The organism is Microbulbifer mixtoriginis (SeqCode), assembly GCF_052466765.1.
In genome coordinates this window covers 3,045,141-3,063,040 of the sequence record NZ_CP174289.1, presented here as the reverse complement: position 1 = coordinate 3,063,040, position 17,900 = coordinate 3,045,141, and the positions used below count along the sequence as shown (strand labels likewise).

Annotated in this window: 14 protein-coding genes; 5 read left to right on the top strand and 9 right to left on the bottom strand. The window is 51.1% G+C overall.

The window, feature by feature from the left end; genetic code table 11:
• Positions 1 to 90: 90 nt before the first annotated feature.
• From rlmD to ACJJIV_RS13535, 6 genes are all read right to left on the bottom strand, one after another.
• A complete protein-coding gene (rlmD, locus tag ACJJIV_RS13560; RefSeq protein WP_444889286.1) occupies positions 91 to 1,455 on the bottom strand; it encodes a 23S rRNA (uracil(1939)-C(5))-methyltransferase RlmD in 1,365 nt (454 codons plus the stop codon).
• Between the two features lie 55 nt (positions 1,456 to 1,510).
• Positions 1,511 to 2,218 carry a M48 family metallopeptidase gene (locus ACJJIV_RS13555; protein WP_444889285.1) on the bottom strand — a complete coding sequence of 236 codons (708 nt, stop codon included), beginning with the start codon at positions 2,216 to 2,218 and terminating at the stop codon, positions 1,511 to 1,513.
• A gap of 30 nt (positions 2,219 to 2,248) precedes the next feature.
• On the bottom strand, positions 2,249 to 2,680 hold the full coding sequence (locus ACJJIV_RS13550; protein WP_152455066.1) for a hotdog fold thioesterase: 432 nt from the start codon (positions 2,678 to 2,680) through the stop codon (positions 2,249 to 2,251).
• A gap of 77 nt (positions 2,681 to 2,757) precedes the next feature.
• Entirely contained in the window at positions 2,758 to 3,369 is a 612-nt protein-coding gene (locus ACJJIV_RS13545; RefSeq protein WP_444889284.1) for a DUF2799 domain-containing protein, read from the bottom strand.
• 44 nt (positions 3,370 to 3,413) lie between these two features.
• Complete coding sequence (locus ACJJIV_RS13540) at positions 3,414 to 4,064, bottom strand: MBL fold metallo-hydrolase (protein WP_444882889.1); 651 nt, start codon at positions 4,062 to 4,064, stop codon at positions 3,414 to 3,416.
• Positions 4,065 to 4,126: 62 nt separating this feature from the next.
• Positions 4,127 to 5,020 carry a hypothetical protein gene (locus ACJJIV_RS13535; protein ID WP_444889283.1) on the bottom strand — a complete coding sequence of 298 codons (894 nt, stop codon included), beginning with the start codon at positions 5,018 to 5,020 and terminating at the stop codon, positions 4,127 to 4,129.
• A 486-nt stretch (positions 5,021 to 5,506) separates the two neighbouring features.
• Here ACJJIV_RS13535 and malT point away from each other — a divergent pair, with 486 nt between their 5' ends.
• Both malT and ACJJIV_RS13525 read left to right on the top strand, forming a co-directional pair.
• On the top strand, positions 5,507 to 8,221 hold the full coding sequence (malT, locus tag ACJJIV_RS13530) for an HTH-type transcriptional regulator MalT (RefSeq protein ID WP_444889282.1): 2,715 nt from the start codon (positions 5,507 to 5,509) through the stop codon (positions 8,219 to 8,221).
• 234 nt (positions 8,222 to 8,455) lie between these two features.
• Complete coding sequence (locus ACJJIV_RS13525) at positions 8,456 to 10,093, top strand: alpha-amylase family glycosyl hydrolase (protein WP_444889281.1); 1,638 nt, start codon at positions 8,456 to 8,458, stop codon at positions 10,091 to 10,093.
• A 201-nt stretch (positions 10,094 to 10,294) separates the two neighbouring features.
• Here the strand turns inward: ACJJIV_RS13525 and ACJJIV_RS13520 are convergent, their stop codons facing one another.
• Positions 10,295 to 10,882, bottom strand: a complete 588-nt coding sequence (locus ACJJIV_RS13520) for an FMN-dependent NADH-azoreductase (protein ID WP_444889280.1) — start codon at positions 10,880 to 10,882, stop codon at positions 10,295 to 10,297.
• A gap of 102 nt (positions 10,883 to 10,984) precedes the next feature.
• Here ACJJIV_RS13520 and ACJJIV_RS13515 point away from each other — a divergent pair, with 102 nt between their 5' ends.
• The 3 genes from ACJJIV_RS13515 (at position 10,985) to ACJJIV_RS13505 (ending at position 15,491) form a co-directional block, all read left to right on the top strand.
• Complete coding sequence (locus ACJJIV_RS13515; protein ID WP_444889279.1) at positions 10,985 to 11,851, top strand: LysR family transcriptional regulator; 867 nt, start codon at positions 10,985 to 10,987, stop codon at positions 11,849 to 11,851.
• A 177-nt stretch (positions 11,852 to 12,028) separates the two neighbouring features.
• Positions 12,029 to 14,566, top strand: a complete 2,538-nt coding sequence (locus ACJJIV_RS13510) for a plasma-membrane proton-efflux P-type ATPase (protein WP_444889278.1) — start codon at positions 12,029 to 12,031, stop codon at positions 14,564 to 14,566.
• A 49-nt stretch (positions 14,567 to 14,615) separates the two neighbouring features.
• Entirely contained in the window at positions 14,616 to 15,491 is an 876-nt protein-coding gene (locus tag ACJJIV_RS13505; RefSeq protein ID WP_444889277.1) for a polyphosphate kinase 2 family protein, read from the top strand.
• Between the two features lie 65 nt (positions 15,492 to 15,556).
• On the opposite strand, the gene ACJJIV_RS13500 is transcribed toward ACJJIV_RS13505, so the two are convergent.
• Complete coding sequence (locus tag ACJJIV_RS13500) at positions 15,557 to 16,345, bottom strand: alpha/beta hydrolase (protein WP_444889276.1); 789 nt, start codon at positions 16,343 to 16,345, stop codon at positions 15,557 to 15,559.
• 221 nt (positions 16,346 to 16,566) lie between these two features.
• Positions 16,567 to 17,889, bottom strand: coding sequence for a phenylacetate--CoA ligase family protein (locus ACJJIV_RS13495; RefSeq protein ID WP_444889275.1), 1,323 nt, complete (start codon positions 17,887 to 17,889; stop codon positions 16,567 to 16,569).
• Positions 17,890 to 17,900 lie beyond the last annotated feature (11 nt).

Sequence of the window (17,900 nt, the reverse complement as noted above, 5' to 3'; positions counted from 1 at the left end):
TGCTCTGGCATCAGGTAAAACTGCTTTACCTCCGCTCCTCAGGACTTTTTAAATGACACACAGAGACGGAAAAAAATTGAATAAATGGCTTTAGGAATCCAGCTCAAATACCGCCATGGATTCCACATGGGCTGTTTGCGGAAACATATCCATAACACAGGCCTGCTTAAGACGGAAACCCAGCTGCGTCAATTCCCCCGCATCCCGGGCCAGGGTCGCCGGGTTACAAGATACGTAAACAATTTTCTGCGCCTTAAAGCGGGCGATACCACGCACCGCCTGCAGGGCGCCATCGCGCGGTGGGTCCAGCAAAATTTTATCGAAGCCGTCGCTGGCCCAGGCCTTTTTCACCATTTCCTCGTTCAGGTCGGCAGTGTGAAAGCGCACATTGTTCAGCCCATTAAGTTCGGCATTATCCTTGCCCCTTTGAGTGAGAGCACCCAGGCCTTCGATACCGATGACCTCCCCGGCGCGGCGTGCCAATGGCAGGGTGAAATTTCCCAATCCGCAGAAAAGATCCAGCACCCTCTCGCCGGGTTGCGGGTCCAATAACTGCACAGCGCGGCTCACCATCTGTCGGTTGACCTCGAAATTCACCTGGAAGAAATCCATCGGCTGGAAGTGCAGGCTCAGGTCAAATTCCGGCAGACGATAACTGAGGTAATTCTCGCCATTCTCTGGCCACAGAGGCTGAATTGAAGCCGCATCACCAGGTTGTATATACATGTGTATACCTGATAATTTAGCGAAGTCTTGCCAGCGCTGTCGATCCCTTTCCGATAAAGGCTGCAGGTGTCGTAACACTAAGGCCGCCACATCATCACCGACCGCCACTTCCAACTGGGAAAAGTGCGCGCGCCCCTCGCTCTCCGCCACCAGTTGCTTCAACGCGGGAATATGTTGAGCGATGGAGGGGTGCAAAACATGGCACTCATCGATATCGGTCAAATCGTTGCTGCGCTTTTTGCGAAAACCAAAAACGAGTTTTTTACCTTTTGCCGATTTCACCAGGCGAATACCGATACGCGCCTTGCGCCGGTAACCGTAAGGTTCTGCCAGCAGAGGAGGTAAAATTTCCTCAGGTTTAATACCACCAAAACGGGCCAGCTGATCCAACAGGATTTTTTGTTTTTCGACAATTTGCGCATTGGCCTGCAGGTGTTGCAGGGAGCAGCCCCCGCACAGGGACACATGGGGGCAGCGCGGTTCACAGCGCAGTGGCGAAGCCTGAATTATCTCACTGGTAACACCCTCATCGAAGCGAGCCCGATGAGCGCTATAACGAAAACGCACTTCTTCACCAGGCAGGGCGTTATCGATAAATACTGTTTTTTTACCCACACGGGCAAGACCGCGCATATCGTGGCTGAATTTTTCCACGCAGGCTTCTGCCTGGGTGGGCAAAGATTTTTTTACCGTCTTACGCGGAGTGATAAAACGCGGTTTTCTGCTCATAGGAAATTACTGAATATTCAAAACATCTGAAATCAATGGGACCTGTCGGTAAAGTCTATACCGTGAGGCGGTGGCCGTTATCACGCAGCCAGCGGCGCAGCTCTTTATAGCGGGGGCAAACACTTTGAACCAGCAGCCAAAAATCGTGGCCGTGGTTATGGTGGCGCAAATGGCTGACCTCATGGGCCACCAGATAATCCACCACCGGTTCCGGTGCCAGGCATACCAGCCAGTTGTATTGCAGGTCTCCACGAATACTGCAGTGCCCCCACTTACTCTTGGTGCGGCGAATTCGCAGTGTGGAAAACTGCAAGTCCAGTTGTTCGGCCAAGCACTGGGACTTTTCTGTTAATAGGGCCAACGCCTCGCGCTGGTAGAGGCGCTGTAGGGCCCCCTGTAATTGCTGCGCTGTGGGGGTTGGCGATAAGGTATAGAGATGAATGGCCTCTTCGGTGATTGCCGCACCACCCCGATTAGACGCGCGCTCCAAGGGGCGCATTTTACCCAGCCAAGGAAAGTGCTCACCAAACTCAAACCGATATTGTGGCACCTGTGCCGCACGCTGGTTGGCAGCGAGCAATTGGGCGCGTACCCACTGGATATTTTCCTGCAAAAACTGATGGCCGTGGCGGGCAGCGCAGCGCTGAGGAATACGAACTTCCACGCCGGATTGAGCCAATACCAGACCCAGGCGCTTGCGCCTTGCCGAACGCACCAAGCGGTAGGGAATATCTTCAAAAAAATATTCCCGCACTTCACTCATAAAAACCGCCTCAATAAAACCCGGTAAAGTTTACCCAGCAGCATGAGCCACAACTGCCATGGTAATTCGGGAGATACAACTCAGTTTGCCATTGGGGGCGTAAATCAGAATTTCCCACACCTGGCTGGTGCGCCCGATATGTACCGGCTTGGCCCGGCCAGTAACTTCACCCTCCGGCACAGGACGCAGATGATTGGCATTAATCTCCTGGCCAACGCAGTAAAACTTACTGGTATCCACCAGCAGATTGGCACCGATAGATCCCAGGGTTTCCGCCAACACCACATTGGCACCGCCATGTAGAATACCGAACGGCTGGCGAGTGCGATGATCCACCGGCAACTTGCCCTCCAGGTAATCCTCACCGATTGCGGTAATCTCCAGGCCCAGATACCCGGGCATACACTGGGCGGTGCCCCGGTTAATCTCTTCCAGGGTGGGAGTAACGTGCCAAATTGCCATGGGAATAACTCTCTTGAAAATCCAAACTGGGGTCGGGGGAAATGACTGAATTGACTTGCCATATCAGCCCACTAAATTCACCAGTAAAAAAAACCGGATGAAAAAAAGCCGCGCGGATAAAAACCCGGCGTGAAATAGTCTGGGCCGAAAAGGCCATAGCGGTGCAGTTCTAAATCCAACATGCGCAACTCCCATTCGAGTCGGCTGTGCTGGAAGTAAAGCGCACGCCTCTGGTTGTCGCTATCACTGTGCCTAAGGGCCTGATGTAGGGAGTAAAGCTCACGTTCTAAATTATCCCGACGCCACAATAAATCGCGATACTCCTGCGCTACGCGATAGTCGGCCAGGCCACGCTGGTAATTCTGCAAAAAAATATCTGCGGTGGGCCCAGTGCATACGCCCTCATATTTTCGCCCCTGACGTCCCTGAGCGTAGCCATTTTCAGCGGTACAAAATTGTTCCACGCCCTCTTCGTGGCCCTGCAACCAAGCCTCGCTGTCCACATAGATTTCGTAACTTTGGCATTCCTTGGCGATATCGTACACCAGCGCCTGGGAGCGCCCGCGGGCGCCGTCATGTAGGCCGCGCTCATACCAGAGCCCACTGCGGCAATCCGCCTCGGAAATAACAGCGCAACCACTAATAGCAGTGGCCAGTGTCAACAGGAAAACACTCAGCTTTATAGGCATGGGAAGGGGCTCCCGATAGATTATTGTTTTGCCGGTACCACCTATCAGCCGAAACGTTTATCGGCGACGAACGGATTGGTCTGACGCTCCTGACCAAAAGTGGACATAGGACCGTGACCCGGGACAAAGCGTACATCGTCACCCAGTGGCCACAGGCGCTCGGTGATCGAACGAATCAAAGTGTCGTGATCCCCCTGGGGGAAATCGGTGCGGCCAATAGAACCAGCAAACAGCACATCGCCCACCAGTGCCAACTTGCTCGGACGATGGAAAAAGATCACATGTCCCGGGGTATGGCCAGGGCAGTGATGCACCTCCAGCTCCTGGTCGCCGACAGTCACGGTATCACCCTGCTGCAACCAGCGATCGGGGGTGAACACCTCCACTGAGGGAAAACCGAACATCTGCGCCTGCACCGGCAACTGCTCGATCCAGAAACCATCGCCCTCATGGGGGCCCTCAACCGGCAACTGCAATTGTTTAGAGAGCGCCGCAGTACCACCCACGTGATCCAGATGACCGTGGGTAAGCAGGATTTTCTCAATGTTGAGCCCGCGCTCTTGCGCAGCCGCCAGAATTTTGTCGAGGTCGCCACCCGGATCCACCACTGCGGCACGCTTGCTATCTTCGCACCAGAGCAGGGTGCAATTCTGCTGAAAAGGAGTGACCGGGACCGAGTGAAATTGCAGCGACATGGTAAAACCCATCCTTATTCGGGAGTAGTGGCTAGATTCGGGAGTAGTAGCTAGTGCCGCGATTATACCGCGACTGCCCGCCGAGATCGCTGTGCGGATGCGTCTGCCTTCGGCTTGGTGTTTTGCAGAAGAGTGCTCAGGTCCTTGCCGAGCTGCTCCCACACCAATTCATTGCGCCAGTAATCCTCCGGTGGCAGTAGCTGCGGACCGGCCAGGGCATTGTCTGGATCGGACAGTGGCCTTGTCGCGTAATCCCGAAATACCGCTTGGTTGTAACTGGGGCTGAGAGGCTTAAGAGGCCAGCCGAGCAGGTCATTCGGATGATAGAAATTTTTCCAGCGGAATTGATACCCGCGGGAGGCCGTAGCCACCGCCTGGATCTGATCGCGCTGCTTGGCCCCAAACCACAGCGGCGTGCCGGCCCCGAGGGTATACCAATGGCTGAGCGTTTTCAGGCGTAAAAAGCGCTCCCGCGCGGAGCCCTTGCGCACCTCGGCTGGCCCGCCATCGCGCCAGACACCGTGGTTAACGCTGGGCCGCTGGGCATCCCACAAATAGTTGGACAAGCTAATACAGCTGGCCGAATGACTGATAAGCAACACCGGAGCGCAATCGCCAGCGGCGGCTGCAGCCTTTTGTAGAGTTTGATAAATGGCTGTCTGGGTCCTCTCGTAGAGACCACTACGGCTATGGATATCCCCCAATTGCGCCGAGTTCTCAGCCAGGGTGTTGAGCAGGAATTTGCGCGCGCGCAGACTATCCACCTCGCACTTGCGCATATCTTCAAATACTCGCTGGGTATTACCAGGCAGTGCTTCCACAGTAGGAAAAGTATCGCAATGAAGGCGCGCCCAGTCGTCACCCAGGTTTTCCCTGAGCATGGAAAACAAGTGCTTTACACAGTTCCTGTGTGCGGCATCCACAGCCGGCGCTGCCAAAACCACAATATCGGCCATAACTCCCTCTTTTTTATTATTGCTGTCGAAGCCGCACCTACCTCCCTGACGGCATCAGTTATTCACCAAATTTTTTTCGGAAATAACTCTGTTTTTTCATAATCCAGTGATCCAAGAATCCCCCACTGCGTACAAACGTTCGTGTATTACGGCAACGAATGTCAGCCGGGAAAGCAGATAACGCTGTCGGGTAGCTCTACGCCGGTCTCGGTGAACACAGGGATGTGTTCCTGACACCGGACATCGCAAGCCAAAAACTGGCCGCAGGGTCTCTTTCTGATGGTTTTGTCTCTTTGGGCTGGATCGGTAAGACTGACTGGATCCGCCGATCAATATACCGTCATAAGCAAAGCCACTTCTAGTATTAGCCAAAGAGAATCCAGCAAGTCGTCCTATCCTCAGCGCAAATCTGTCACAAAAGCGCTCTGCTAGTGCATAATATCCCTGTATAAAAATCAGACATTTAAAACAATCCTGCCCGCAGCGATGCTTTTAACTTCTAAATACAGCCTGCCGGACTGCCCCGAGCATACCCTGGTGCGCCCGCGCTTACTGGCACTGCTCGACGACAGCCACAGCGACCAGCTGCTGCTTGTGACGGCACCGGCGGGCTACGGTAAAACCACGCTGGTCACTTCCTGGGCCTCGGCGCAGGAAAATCCAATGGCCTGGTATACCCTCGATGCCAGCGACAATGAACCGAACCAGTTTTGTCGCTATCTGGTAGAAAGCGTGCATCGCGCTACCGGCAATGGCGTACCGCAAACCTGTCGCTTATTGGCGGCGCCACAAAGTCCGGATCCAACAACTGTCATCAGTCATCTGCTGGGTGAACTGCGCAGCTTGCCCAGCGAACTGCGCATAGTGCTCGACGACTACCACCATATCGACAACCAGGCAGTGCACAGCGTCACTCGCTTCCTGTTGCGCCACGCACCGCCAGGCGTCGGGGTCCTTCTCACCAGCCGCAGCCAGCCGCCCCTGGGGCTAGCCACCCTGCGCGTACAAGGCCGCCTATTAGAGCTGGGCAGCGATCAACTGGCCCTGAATACCGAAGAGATCGCACGTCTTCTCAAGCAGCGCTTGCCATTTAATCTCGATGGCGACCGCGCCGCTCAACTGCACCACCTGAGCGAGGGTTGGCCACCGGCGGTACAACTGTTCGCCCTGTCGGTGCGCGATCGCCAAGAAGTAGACCGCTACCTGACGGAACTGGAACAGGGCCACAGCCATATCCTCGACTATCTGGCCGAAGAAGTGCTGGAAAGGCTGGAGCCAGAGCTGCGCGAGTTACTCGCGCGCACTTCGATCCTCACCCGTGTCAATGCCCAGCTGGCGGAACGCCTGAGTGGCCGCGACGATGGCCAACAACTGCTGGAAGAAGCGGCGCGGCGCGGACTCTTCCTGCAGGCACAGGACTCCAGTCGCCAGTGGTTCCGCTTCCACCCAGTCTTCGCCCGCTTCCTGCAGCGCCAGCTCACCAATCGAGAGCAGCTGTTGCACCTGCACGCTCTCGCTTGTGATTCCTGGCAAGAAATGGAACAACCGGTGGAAGCCCTGCGCCATGCCCTCGCTGGCAGTGACCGCGAGCGCCTGTGTCAGCTGCTCGATAGCCAGGGAGAAATACTGCTGCGCGGCGGGCAATCGCGCTTGTTGCGTGATTGCCTGGAATGGCTCGGCAGTGAGGCGTTGCAGCAGAGTGCGCGCTTCACCCTGCTCTCGGCAAAAATGGCGCGGGAGAATTTTGAATACGACCAGTGCGAAAAAATGCTCGCCACCGCCGAGAGCTGGCTGCAACGGCAGGACCCACAGCAATGGCGCCAGTTTGAAGGGGCCTTCGCCACCATGCGCGCCCAGGTGGCCATCGCTCGCGGCCAGACCCTGCAGGCCAAAGAGTATGCCGAAGAGGCCCTGGGACTTTTACAGCCCAACCAACTAGGCGAGCGGATTTCGGCACTGCTTGTCACCGGTGAGACCAGTTTTTGCCTGGGCGCATTAGAGCCCGCCGCGACCCATATGTTGGAGGTGGAGGCCCTGGCTATTGCTGAAGGAGATATTCCCAGTGCCGCCTGGGCTATCTGCCAACAGAGTGAGATCGCCTTCGCCCAGGGGCTTCTACAAAAATCTGCCTCACTGCAGAAAAAGGTGTCCAACCTGGTGCAAAAACACCACCTCTCCACCCTGCCCATCGCCGAGTTTGTCTGCCGCCTGCTCGGACAGCTGCAGTGGGAAAAGGGGGATTTGGAGAGCGCCGAGCACTCGGCCCGGCGGGGCATGCAGATCAACCGCAAGGTAGGTGAACACTGGCTACTACCGGAATACACGCTGCTGCTGAAGCTCGCCCAGGCGCGCGGAGAAAAAGAGGAATCGCTGGAGTGGCTGGCCCGCATCGACCGCTTACTCTCAGATGGGCGCTACCACCGCGATTGGGTTGCCAATGCCGATGCCGCGCGTATTCGCACCTGGCGCGCCCTGGACAACCAACAAGCCATTGCCAGCTGGTTGGAGCAAGCTGCGCCAGTTGCGGACAGGCCCAGTAATCACTTTGAACAGTGCCACGGCCGCAACCATGTGCGCGCACTGATTGAACTGCACCGCTGGTCCGACGCCAATCGCCTGCTGAGCCGCCTGCAACAGGTCGCGGAAGAGTGTCATTTAATCACCGATTGCCTGCGCAACCGTGTGCTGGAATCCCACCTGTTGTGGCTGCGCGAACAGTACGGTGAGGCCGTGGAGGCCATTAGCGAGGCACTACTGCTGGCCGCAGGTAGAGGATTTCGCGCCAGCTTTCTACAAATTGGCAAACCCCTGATTGTGATTCTCAAGGCTGCGCTGGAACGGGGCTTGGATGAGGCATCCACCGACAAGGCCCAAGTACTGATTAAACTCGCCCAGCAACAGCCGGAGTTGGACGGTGGCATTCGTATTGAGCTGGACGACACTATTATTCGCGAGATTCTCGCCAGCGACGCGGTACCGGATTTTCTGCGTCACTCACCACTCACTCCAAGGGAGTGGCAGGTTTTAAACGCTATTCATTCAGGCCTTTCGAACGAGCGTATCGCCAGGCACTTCAAAGTGGCGCCGAGTACCATCAAAACCCACATCCGCAGCCTCTACCAAAAGCTGGATGTCAAAGACCGCCAGGAAGCGATTACCCTGGCCGAACAAATGCTGCGCTCGGTGCAGGACCGCCCATAGGAATAACTGCAAGTCGAGGCACAAGGATGTGCGCAAAACTCCACCGCAGGATTTCTGCACATCTCTATTTGAGCAGTTCCCGAAACTTGTTACTCCTGCTCTAAATCCCCCCGGTCAGCCCCTCCCCCCCTCTATGGGGAGGAGGAACGCGGCTCCGCCCTTCGCCATACTCACCCTATCCTTTCCTGAGTGGGCCCGCCCCACCCTTCGAATAATGAGACAAGGCAGTAATCCATGAGCGGCAACAGCACCGAGTGGTGGCGCAACAGCGTTATTTACCAGATTTACCCCCGCAGTTTCTGCGACGCCAACGGCGATGGTATCGGCGACCTGCCAGGTATCACCCAGAAGCTGGATTACGTGAAATCCCTCGGTGTGGACGCTATTTGGATATCCCCCTTCTTTAAATCCCCCATGGTGGATTTTGGGTATGACGTGGCGGACTACCGCGATGTGGACCCGATTTTCGGCAATCTGCAGGATTTCGACTGCTTAATTGAGGCCGCCCATGCCCGCGGCCTGAAAGTTATTATCGATCAGATTCTGAGCCACACCTCAGATCAGCACCCCTGGTTCGAGGAGAGCCGCTGCAGCCGCGACAACCCCAAAGCCGACTGGTATGTGTGGCAGGACCCTAAAGCCGATGGCAACCCGCCCAATAACTGGGTATCTGTTTTCGGTGGTGGCTCCTGGCGTTGGTGTACCCGCCGCCGCCAATACTACCTGGCCAACTTTCTCAAAGAGCAACCGGATCTCAATGTGCACAACCCCGAGGTGCAGGCGCAGTTGCTGGCGGATATGAAATTCTGGCTGGATCGCGGTGTGGATGGTTTCCGCCTGGATGCGGTGAATTTTATCTTCCATCAACAGGCCCTCAGCGATAATCCTCCCCGCCCGCTTAAGCTGGATCAAAAAGGACTGCCGCCGGTCAATCACTACGATTACCAATGGCACAAGAACGACAAATCCCAGCCAGAAAACCTGGTGTTTTTACAGCGTGTGCGCCAGCTGATGGATCAATACCCGGGTACCGTTACCGTGGGCGAAGTGGGTGACGATAATACCCATAAGATCATGGCGGACTACACCACGGAACAGCGCCTACATATGGCCTATTCCTTCGATTTATTAACCGAGGATTGCAGCGCGCAATTCCTGCGAGATACCCTGGAAAAGAACCGCGCGGTAATTGAAAAAGGATGGCCCTGCTGGTCCATTAGCAATCACGATGTGCCGCGCTCTATCACCCGCTGGAACCGCGGCCTTAGTCCGGAGCTAGCGCAAAAGCGCGCGCCCCTGTTCCTACTGATGCAACTTGTACTGCGCGGTAGCGTATGCCTGTATCAGGGGGAAGAACTGGGTCTGGCGGAAGCGGATATCGCCTTTGAGGATTTGGTGGACCCCTACGGTATTAACCTTTGGCCCGAGTTCAAAGGTCGCGATGGCTGCCGCACGCCTATGCCCTGGACCGATACCGCTGATCAAGCCGGCTTCACCAGCGGGAAACCCTGGTTACCGATTTCCCAGAGTCACCGGAACTTAGCCGTGAACCTGCAGCAAGACAGCCAGCACTCCATGCTCAACCAGTTCCGTGCATTGATAAAATGGCACCGGCAACTGCCCCAAAGTCTGGCAACCGCACAACAGGAAGTACTCGATACCGGCAATGATTTATTGGTGTTCGTGCGCCGCGCAGATAAGGAAGTGTACCTGGTCGCCCTGAACCTAGGCGCCACTGAGGAAAGCTACGCTCTGCCACAAGAGTTTTTTGGGGCCGAGGATATTACTCCAGGCCTGTTTGCAATGGAGCTGAGAGAAAACACGCTGGTTTTGCCCGCCGCTGGCGCCGGTGTATTGCGAAACAATAATTAACTTCAGGCTTTAACAGCCCGTCAAAAAATTTTACCAGCTGGTGGCAACAACCACCGGCTGCCAATTTCAGAAAAACGGCAGTATCTCTCCCAGGGCTATAAGTTGGTTTTTCTGTCTCTCTGCAACGTCATTTATCCTTTCGACGTCTGCTTCTCCGCCGGCCCAAAGCCGGCTTTTTTACTTTGCTATGCGCCTCATAGATCAGATTGCTTCCAGAGCTACCTTAGCCTGAGTTAAGGCAGTCTCTTTGTGGTCATCCCCCATATTCAGCCCTTCAGCATAAATGACCGTGACATCGTCAATGCCAATAAATGAGAGAAAATGCTTGATGTAGGGCACATGAAAATCAATAACAGAATCTTTATAGAAACCCCCAGATGTCGTGACCAAGACCACTTTGGTATCTCTAATCAAACCCTCTGGTCCATTTTCTGTGTACGTAAAAGTCACTCCGGCCCGCGCTAAGTGATCAAACCAAGCTTTCAGAGTAGATGGGCTACCAAAGTTATACATGGGTGCTGCAATCAGTACCGTATCTGCATTTTTGACCTGTTCAATAAGATTGTTCGAATACTCCGTTAGCTCTTTCTGGGCTGCACTTTTCTGTTCCTCAGGGGTGAAGAAGGCACTTACCATTTCACCGCTCAAATGCGGAACTGGGTTAAGACTTAAATCCAACTCGGTGACTTCAGTGGCAGCCTGTCGTGACAGCCAGTGCTTAGCCAGTGACCTGGAAGTCGAATGGTCCCCTAAGGCAGAGGCATAAACGGCAAGAATTTTGTGACTCATAGTCTCTCCAGCTAGTGAACATCAATGATGCGGAGACTATAATCTCTGCAAATTGGCAACTAAAGTATCAATTTATGCAATTTATAATTGCATAAATGCAAAATGATGGACTGGAACGATCTTCGATACCTGATAGCCGTGGCAGATCACGGCTCCCTACAGAGTGCAGCCAAAGCCTTGGGGGTAAACCATTCCACCGCCTGGAGGCGTCTACAGGCCTTGGAAAAAGATCTTGGCTGCCAGCTTTTCGTGGCAGACAGGCAGGGCTATTTCCTCACAGACGAAGGGAATTCGGCTTTAGAACACGCCAGAAAAGCCGCCGAGAATATCAATGCCATTGCCTTGAATACCGGCATTAAAAACCTGGAAATGGAAGGCATTATCCGTATTACCTCAATCGGCTCTTACTCTTATGAGGTGATCCCAAAACTCTGTGCCGCCTTTCGCTTACACCACCCCAAAGTTGAATTTGAACTCATAGACTCGGCGGAACACCTATCACTGGAGAAGAGGGAGGCGGACATTGCCTTTCGTGGATCACCTAGTGCTCCGGATAACCTCATTGCCAAGAAGCTCTTTGATATCAACTGGCATATTTTTGCCCATCCAGACTTGGTTAGCGGTCCAATGACACTGGATGAGATTAAGCAGCAGAATATTATTGGTTATCGCGGCTTGAGTTTGCCGATTGGTCGCTGGAGTGAAAAAATATTTAAGAATAGCCGCAAAGTAATTTACTGTAATTCGGTAATGGCGGCGGCAGGTGCAACCAATGCAAAACTGGGTTTTGCCATTTTGCCCGAAGGGGACCAAAAAATGGTGCAACCTTACAAACTAAAGAAAGTATTCGAGCTTAAAGAGTTCCAAAGCCATTTCTGGTTACTTTCTCATCCTCAAATGCGCAATTCAGCACGCGTTAAAGCCTTTTGGGACTTCAGCCTGGACACCTTTAAAAAAGGATGTCTTTAAGCTGATCAAGCTGAAAATTATTAGCTACGGGTGTCCATCAGATCACAGCCTATAATGTTCCATTAATATGGATGCACCGCCCAATCACTCAATAACGATTAGCCGTATTTAACCCCAACTGTCGTTAACAGGCGGACCATTCGACGGGAAATTATTTTCAACAGGCGGAATCGATCCGTGCCAATACCCGGGCCAAAATCCGAAAGCGGAAACGCCAGTAAAGCCGACTTAAAAGGCTCCCAGGTTGACCTGCAGAAAGCCGATTTACCCTCCATTTACCAGGCACTCAACACCTCACCTCAGGGGTTAAGCCAGGCCGAAGCCGAGACACGTCTACAACGATATGGCCCCAATAGCATCCAGGAGAAAGAACAAAGCGCACTACTCAAGTTTCTGCGTTTTTTTTGGGGGCCCATTCCCTGGATGATCGAAGCCGCCGCCCTGCTATCGGCACTTATCGGTCACTGGCCTGACTTCGCCATTATTATGGCGCTACTACTTTACAACGCGGTGGCGGGATTTTGGCAGGAGCACAAGGCCTCCAATGCCCTGGCCGCGCTCAAGGCCAGCATGGCGCCACAGGCGGAGGTGTTGCGCGACGGTAGTTTTCATACCATTGACGCCGCCGATGTGGTTCCCGGGGATATTGTACGAATCAAGCTCGGCCAAGTGGTGCCCGCAGATGTGCGCTTTGTCGACGGCAAATCCATCAGTATCGATCAGGCTGCACTTACGGGTGAGTCATTGCCGGTCAGCAAAAAAATAGGAGACATCGGCTATTCCAGTAGTATCGCCAAGCGCGGCGAAATGACCGCCGTTACAATTGGCACCGGGCGTAATACTTTTTTTGGCCGCACCGCAAAGCTGGTAGCCGGTGCCGGCCAAGGCGCCTCCCACTCGCAAAAAGCCGTTACTCATATTGGCGATTTCCTGATAGTGCTGTGCCTGGTGCTGGCTTTGTTACTGGTAGGTACCCAGCTCTATCGGGATATCGTGGTGGCCCCCAGCTGGCACTGGTCGGACATTATTAATATTTTACGCACAGTCCTGGTGCTATTAATTGCCTCGATTCCCGTAGCAATGCCCTCAGTGATCACTGTCACCAACGCACTCGGTGCCCTGGCGCTATCCCGAAAAAAAGCCATAGTCTCGAGACTGGAGTCTATAGAGGAGCTTGCCGGGGTCGATATACTCTGCTCCGATAAAACCGGAACGCTCACCAAGAACCAACTAAGCCTGCACGACCCCAAATTATTTGCCGCCAAGAGCCCGGAACAGTTAATTCTCGCCGCGGCGCTCGCATCGGAAAAAGGTTCTAGTGATCCGATCGATCAGGCAATTTTTGCCGGCCTCAAAGATAAGAAAGCACTGAATAATTACCAGCTTAAAGAGTTCACTCCTTTCGACCCAGTAATCAAGCGTGCCCAGGCCCAAGTAGTCGATGACAGTGGAAACTCTTTGTTTTATTGCAAAGGTGCGCCCCAAGCGGTAATGCAATTGTGCAAGCTCAGTGGTGATAATGAAAAGAAAGCCTCAGACTGCGTGCAGGAACTCGCCGCACGGGGTTTACGCTCCCTGGGTGTGGCGAGTTCCAATGATGGGAAAAGCTGGAACTTTCTTGGCATCCTCTCTTTAGAAGATCCGCCTCGGGATGATTCCAAACAAACCATCAGCCGCGCCAGGGAGCACGGGCTGCAGGTAAAAATGATTACTGGCGACGACGTCGCTATCGGCAAAGAAATCGCTGCTCAGGTGGGTATTGGGCAGAATATTTACGCCGCTGCCGATGTTTTTACAGACTCGGAGAATATGGACCACTTATCCAAGCAGGTGGTCGATTGTGTCGAGCGCGCCGATGGCTTTGGCCGTGTTTTCCCCGAGCATAAATACGCTATCGTAAAAGCCTTACAAGAGAGAGGGCACCAGGTGGCAATGACCGGCGACGGTGTCAACGATGCGCCTGCCCTAAAACAAGCTGATTGCGGAATTGCCGTTAGTGGCGCCACCGATGCGGCCCGTGCCGCAGCGGCGATTATTCTCACCGCTCCGGGCCTCTCCACTGTAGTGGATGCTATTGACGAAGCACGCAAGATCTTTGAACGCATTATTAATTATGTGCTCTTTCGGGTATCCATGACCCTGGATATTATGGTGGTGGTGGTGTTTGCCACTATCCTCTTCGGTTTTTCTCCCCTCACCCCAGTCATGATCGTATTAGTAGCACTGCTTGACGATATTCCCATTATGACTATTGCCTACGACAACACCCTGCTGCCGAAAGAGCCCGTGCACTGGGAAATGCGCGATTTATTATTGGGTTCAACCATTATCGGCCTTTTTTCTATCGCACAAACCATGGGACTGCTTTTGATTGGTATGGAATGGCTACAAAACAGCCAATGGCAATCCTGGATACCCCTGGATAAGTCTCAGATCCAAACGATTATTTTTTTACAAATTGTTGCCGGCGGCCATTTACTACTTTTTGTCGTGCGATCTCGCTCTGCCTTCTTCGCAAAGCCACTGCCCGCAATGAAGTTATTTATCGCTATTGTCGGTACTCAGGCGCTCACGGTTTTGATGTGTGGATTTGGTTGGCTGGTACCTGCTATTCCCTGGCGTATTATCGGGCTCGTTTGGCTCTATATGATTTTGTGGATGTTTATTCTGGATCTGGTGAAGAAGCTACTCTATCAACGTCTGCAGGATATTTAATCCAACCTGCATGGACAAATCATTTAACTTACCATGAAGAAATAAAACTATGAATTGCTTCGAGGCATTCCAGGTAAAATCCGGCAGCAAGGTACAGTTAGATAAGATCGATGCCAGTTTTAAAGATTGCTATAAAAATCGCGAAGAGGCCCAGCCAGTCATTGATAAATTGGATGAAAGAATTCGCGCACAGCAATATCTTATGTATGCCGAGCACAAGCGCTCCCTATTGATCTGCCTGCAGGGTCGGGATGCCTCCGGTAAAGATGGCACTATTAATCATGTGCTTGGAGCAATGAATCCCCAAGGCTGTACGGTAACCAGCTTCAAGCAGCCATCTAAAGAAGAAGCCGCCCATGATTTCCTGTGGAGGTGTCACAAAGTCACCCCTGCACAGGGACATGTGGCAATTTTTAACCGATCCCACTATGAAGATGTATTAATTCAACGGGTGCATAATATGGTACCAGAGAGCATCTGGTCCAAGCGCTACGATCATATCAACCACTTCGAACAATTATTAGCCGACCACAACACCCTGGTATTAAAATTTTTCCTGCATATTGATGCAGATGAACAACTGAAACGCTTTAAACAGCGTATTGATGACCCAAGCAAACACTGGAAAATCAGCGAGAGCGATTATACAGAGGCAAGCTACTGGGATGCCTACACCCAGGCTTTTGAGGATATCCTAAAAAAATGCAGCCACTCTCATGCTCCATGGTTTGTCATTCCCGCAAACCACAAATGGTTTAGGAATCTTGCGATTGCCTCCATAGTGGCAGATGCAATGGAGTCCTTAAAAATGACTTTTCCCAAGCCCAGCGTGGATATCAATGAAATCAAGAGGAAATATCACCAGCTGGACAAAAAGGAACTACAGGAAGGGCTAATAAATACCCTCCCTTCAAAAAACAAATGATCTTAAAATATAGAACCACTTGATCAACAAATCAGGACATAATACTACTGCCTGCTTGCACCCAATTAATCCTTTTTATCACCTAAATATTTAGCATTAAAAATTTTATCAAATGCATCATATACAGCAAGATGCAGCGTATCGCCATGATCCAGCTGTTCAAAATAACCGAAGTGTATATTATTTTTATTATTATCTAATTTATTGAATAAAGTTCTTGCCAGCCGCTCCATGACCTCCCCTTCTTTCCCCACACCTACATAGACCGACTTATCATCACAGCAATCTTTAGGAACTTGTTTCAAAAGAGACTCTCCGCTCCACCACAAGCTTGGACTAATAATGATGTAATTATCGAAGAGATCTGCATGTTTAAATAGAATTTCTGTAGCCAAAAGCCCCCCAAGGGACTGGCCAATCAAAGTAGAATCTCCATTTACACGATAATTATTTTCAATTAGAGGCTGAACTTCTCTATCAAGAAAACCTATAAAATTATCCGAACCACCAGAGGTTGGAAACTCTTGCCTATCCAGCTTCTTAGCCGAGGGGAATGTAAAATCCCGTTTCCTGTCTACATTTACGACTCCAACAAGAATCGATTCCGGTAGCATATTAATCCAGGAAAAGGACCCAAATTGCAACAAACCAGCTATATGAACAAAATCTTCATTCATAGAACCATCTAAAAGATAGATTACCGGGTAACTTCTTTTAGTATCGCGTTGATAACTCGCTGGTAGGTAAACATTCAACGTGCGCTTTTCATCTAAGATTGCGGATGAAAAGCTTATCGAATCGCCAACTATCAAGGGTGACTTGTCAACCTCTACCCCCAAAGAGAAAGAGGACATCAAAAATAAATACGTAAAAATCCAACACCTGAACATGAGCTCACCCCATATGAAATTTTATTTTTGTTAATAAAAAAGTAAGGCTTACCCAAATACACACCTATCAAACCAACAATGTTTAACTTTAAGCCCGCCTCAACCTTACTCGATATACTACATCTATACGGGGGAACACTTAACCACAAAAACAACAAACTGAAAAGCTATTGATGATGCAGAAATCATCTTCTATCTATGATTTTTTTAATCTTTCCTGATTTCTGACTAATTATACCAGGCTGAAGGATATCTATATTTAGTCTTGAAGCAGACTCAAGCCCAAGAAATATCATACGAAGCGTTAGATCAAAACTAGTCAACTCTCTATAAAACTCACCCGCCAAATACTCTTTCTCCTGATCATCAACATTATCTTTAGCTTCAATTTTAAATGATAATTGATCGTGCCCATCAATCTTATCTATAATGCAATGGTAAAAGGAGCTGAGCCCAGGAATGGCTGTAACAATATTTTCCAAAACAATTGGATATATATTTCCCCCATTGATTGTGAACATATTATCGCGACGCCCTCCGATGGGGCCCAAATAGGCTCCAGTTTGGCCACACTCACATGGCTCCTTATACATTTCAACCAAATCGTGTGTGTTATAACGAATCAAAGGAAGAGCTTCACGTTTCAGCGCTGTTATTACTAATTCCCCTGTAACGCCATATTCACATAACTTACCCGTATCTGGATCAATAACCTCTACATGAAAAAAATCTTCCCAGACATGTAAGTTATGATATTGGCATTCACTCGCTATTAGCCCAAATTCCGTATTTGCATACATGTTAATTAACTTGGCGTTGAATACCCCCTCATAGTAACTCCGAAAAGTCTCTGAAAACAATTCACCCACTACGAATATTTTCCTGACACTCAAAGACGCGGGCGATATGTTTTTTTCCAGACAGTAACGCTCCAGCCTTGGTAACAATGAAGGTAAGCAAACCATATAATTCAGCTTATCTTTTTGTAGACTCTGTAGCTGATGATCAATTCCTAGAAAAGAATCAGCAGGAATAGTGAGACCAAAAATTTCACTGGCAGCATGACAGATCATCCCACTAGGCCAGGGACCATAAGTCATTGCACATAAACACTTATCGAATGGTTCTACACCTGCAAGCAAATAGCTTCGAGCCTGAGAGATTATTGCCAGCTCAATATCTTTACGTGTATAAGGCACGCGCTTGGGTGCACCGGTACTGCCTGAAGTATGACAATAGCGAACAATATTGTCATAATTCATACTAACTTCTGACATAGAAATTGAAAACAATTCCGAACTTATAATCGGTAGCTTATATAAATCTTCACAACTTCTTATTTCCTCTATGTCAATGTTATTATTTATAATTAGCTTGCGATAATAATCAGATTTTTCAAAGGATTCACGCAATAACCGCCTCACCTGTTCATCTTTTAAACTCTGCCTTTCAATTTCAGGCTGACTATTGACATGTAAAAACTCAGCTCGCAGCTCATAATAATTCATAAATCCACCAA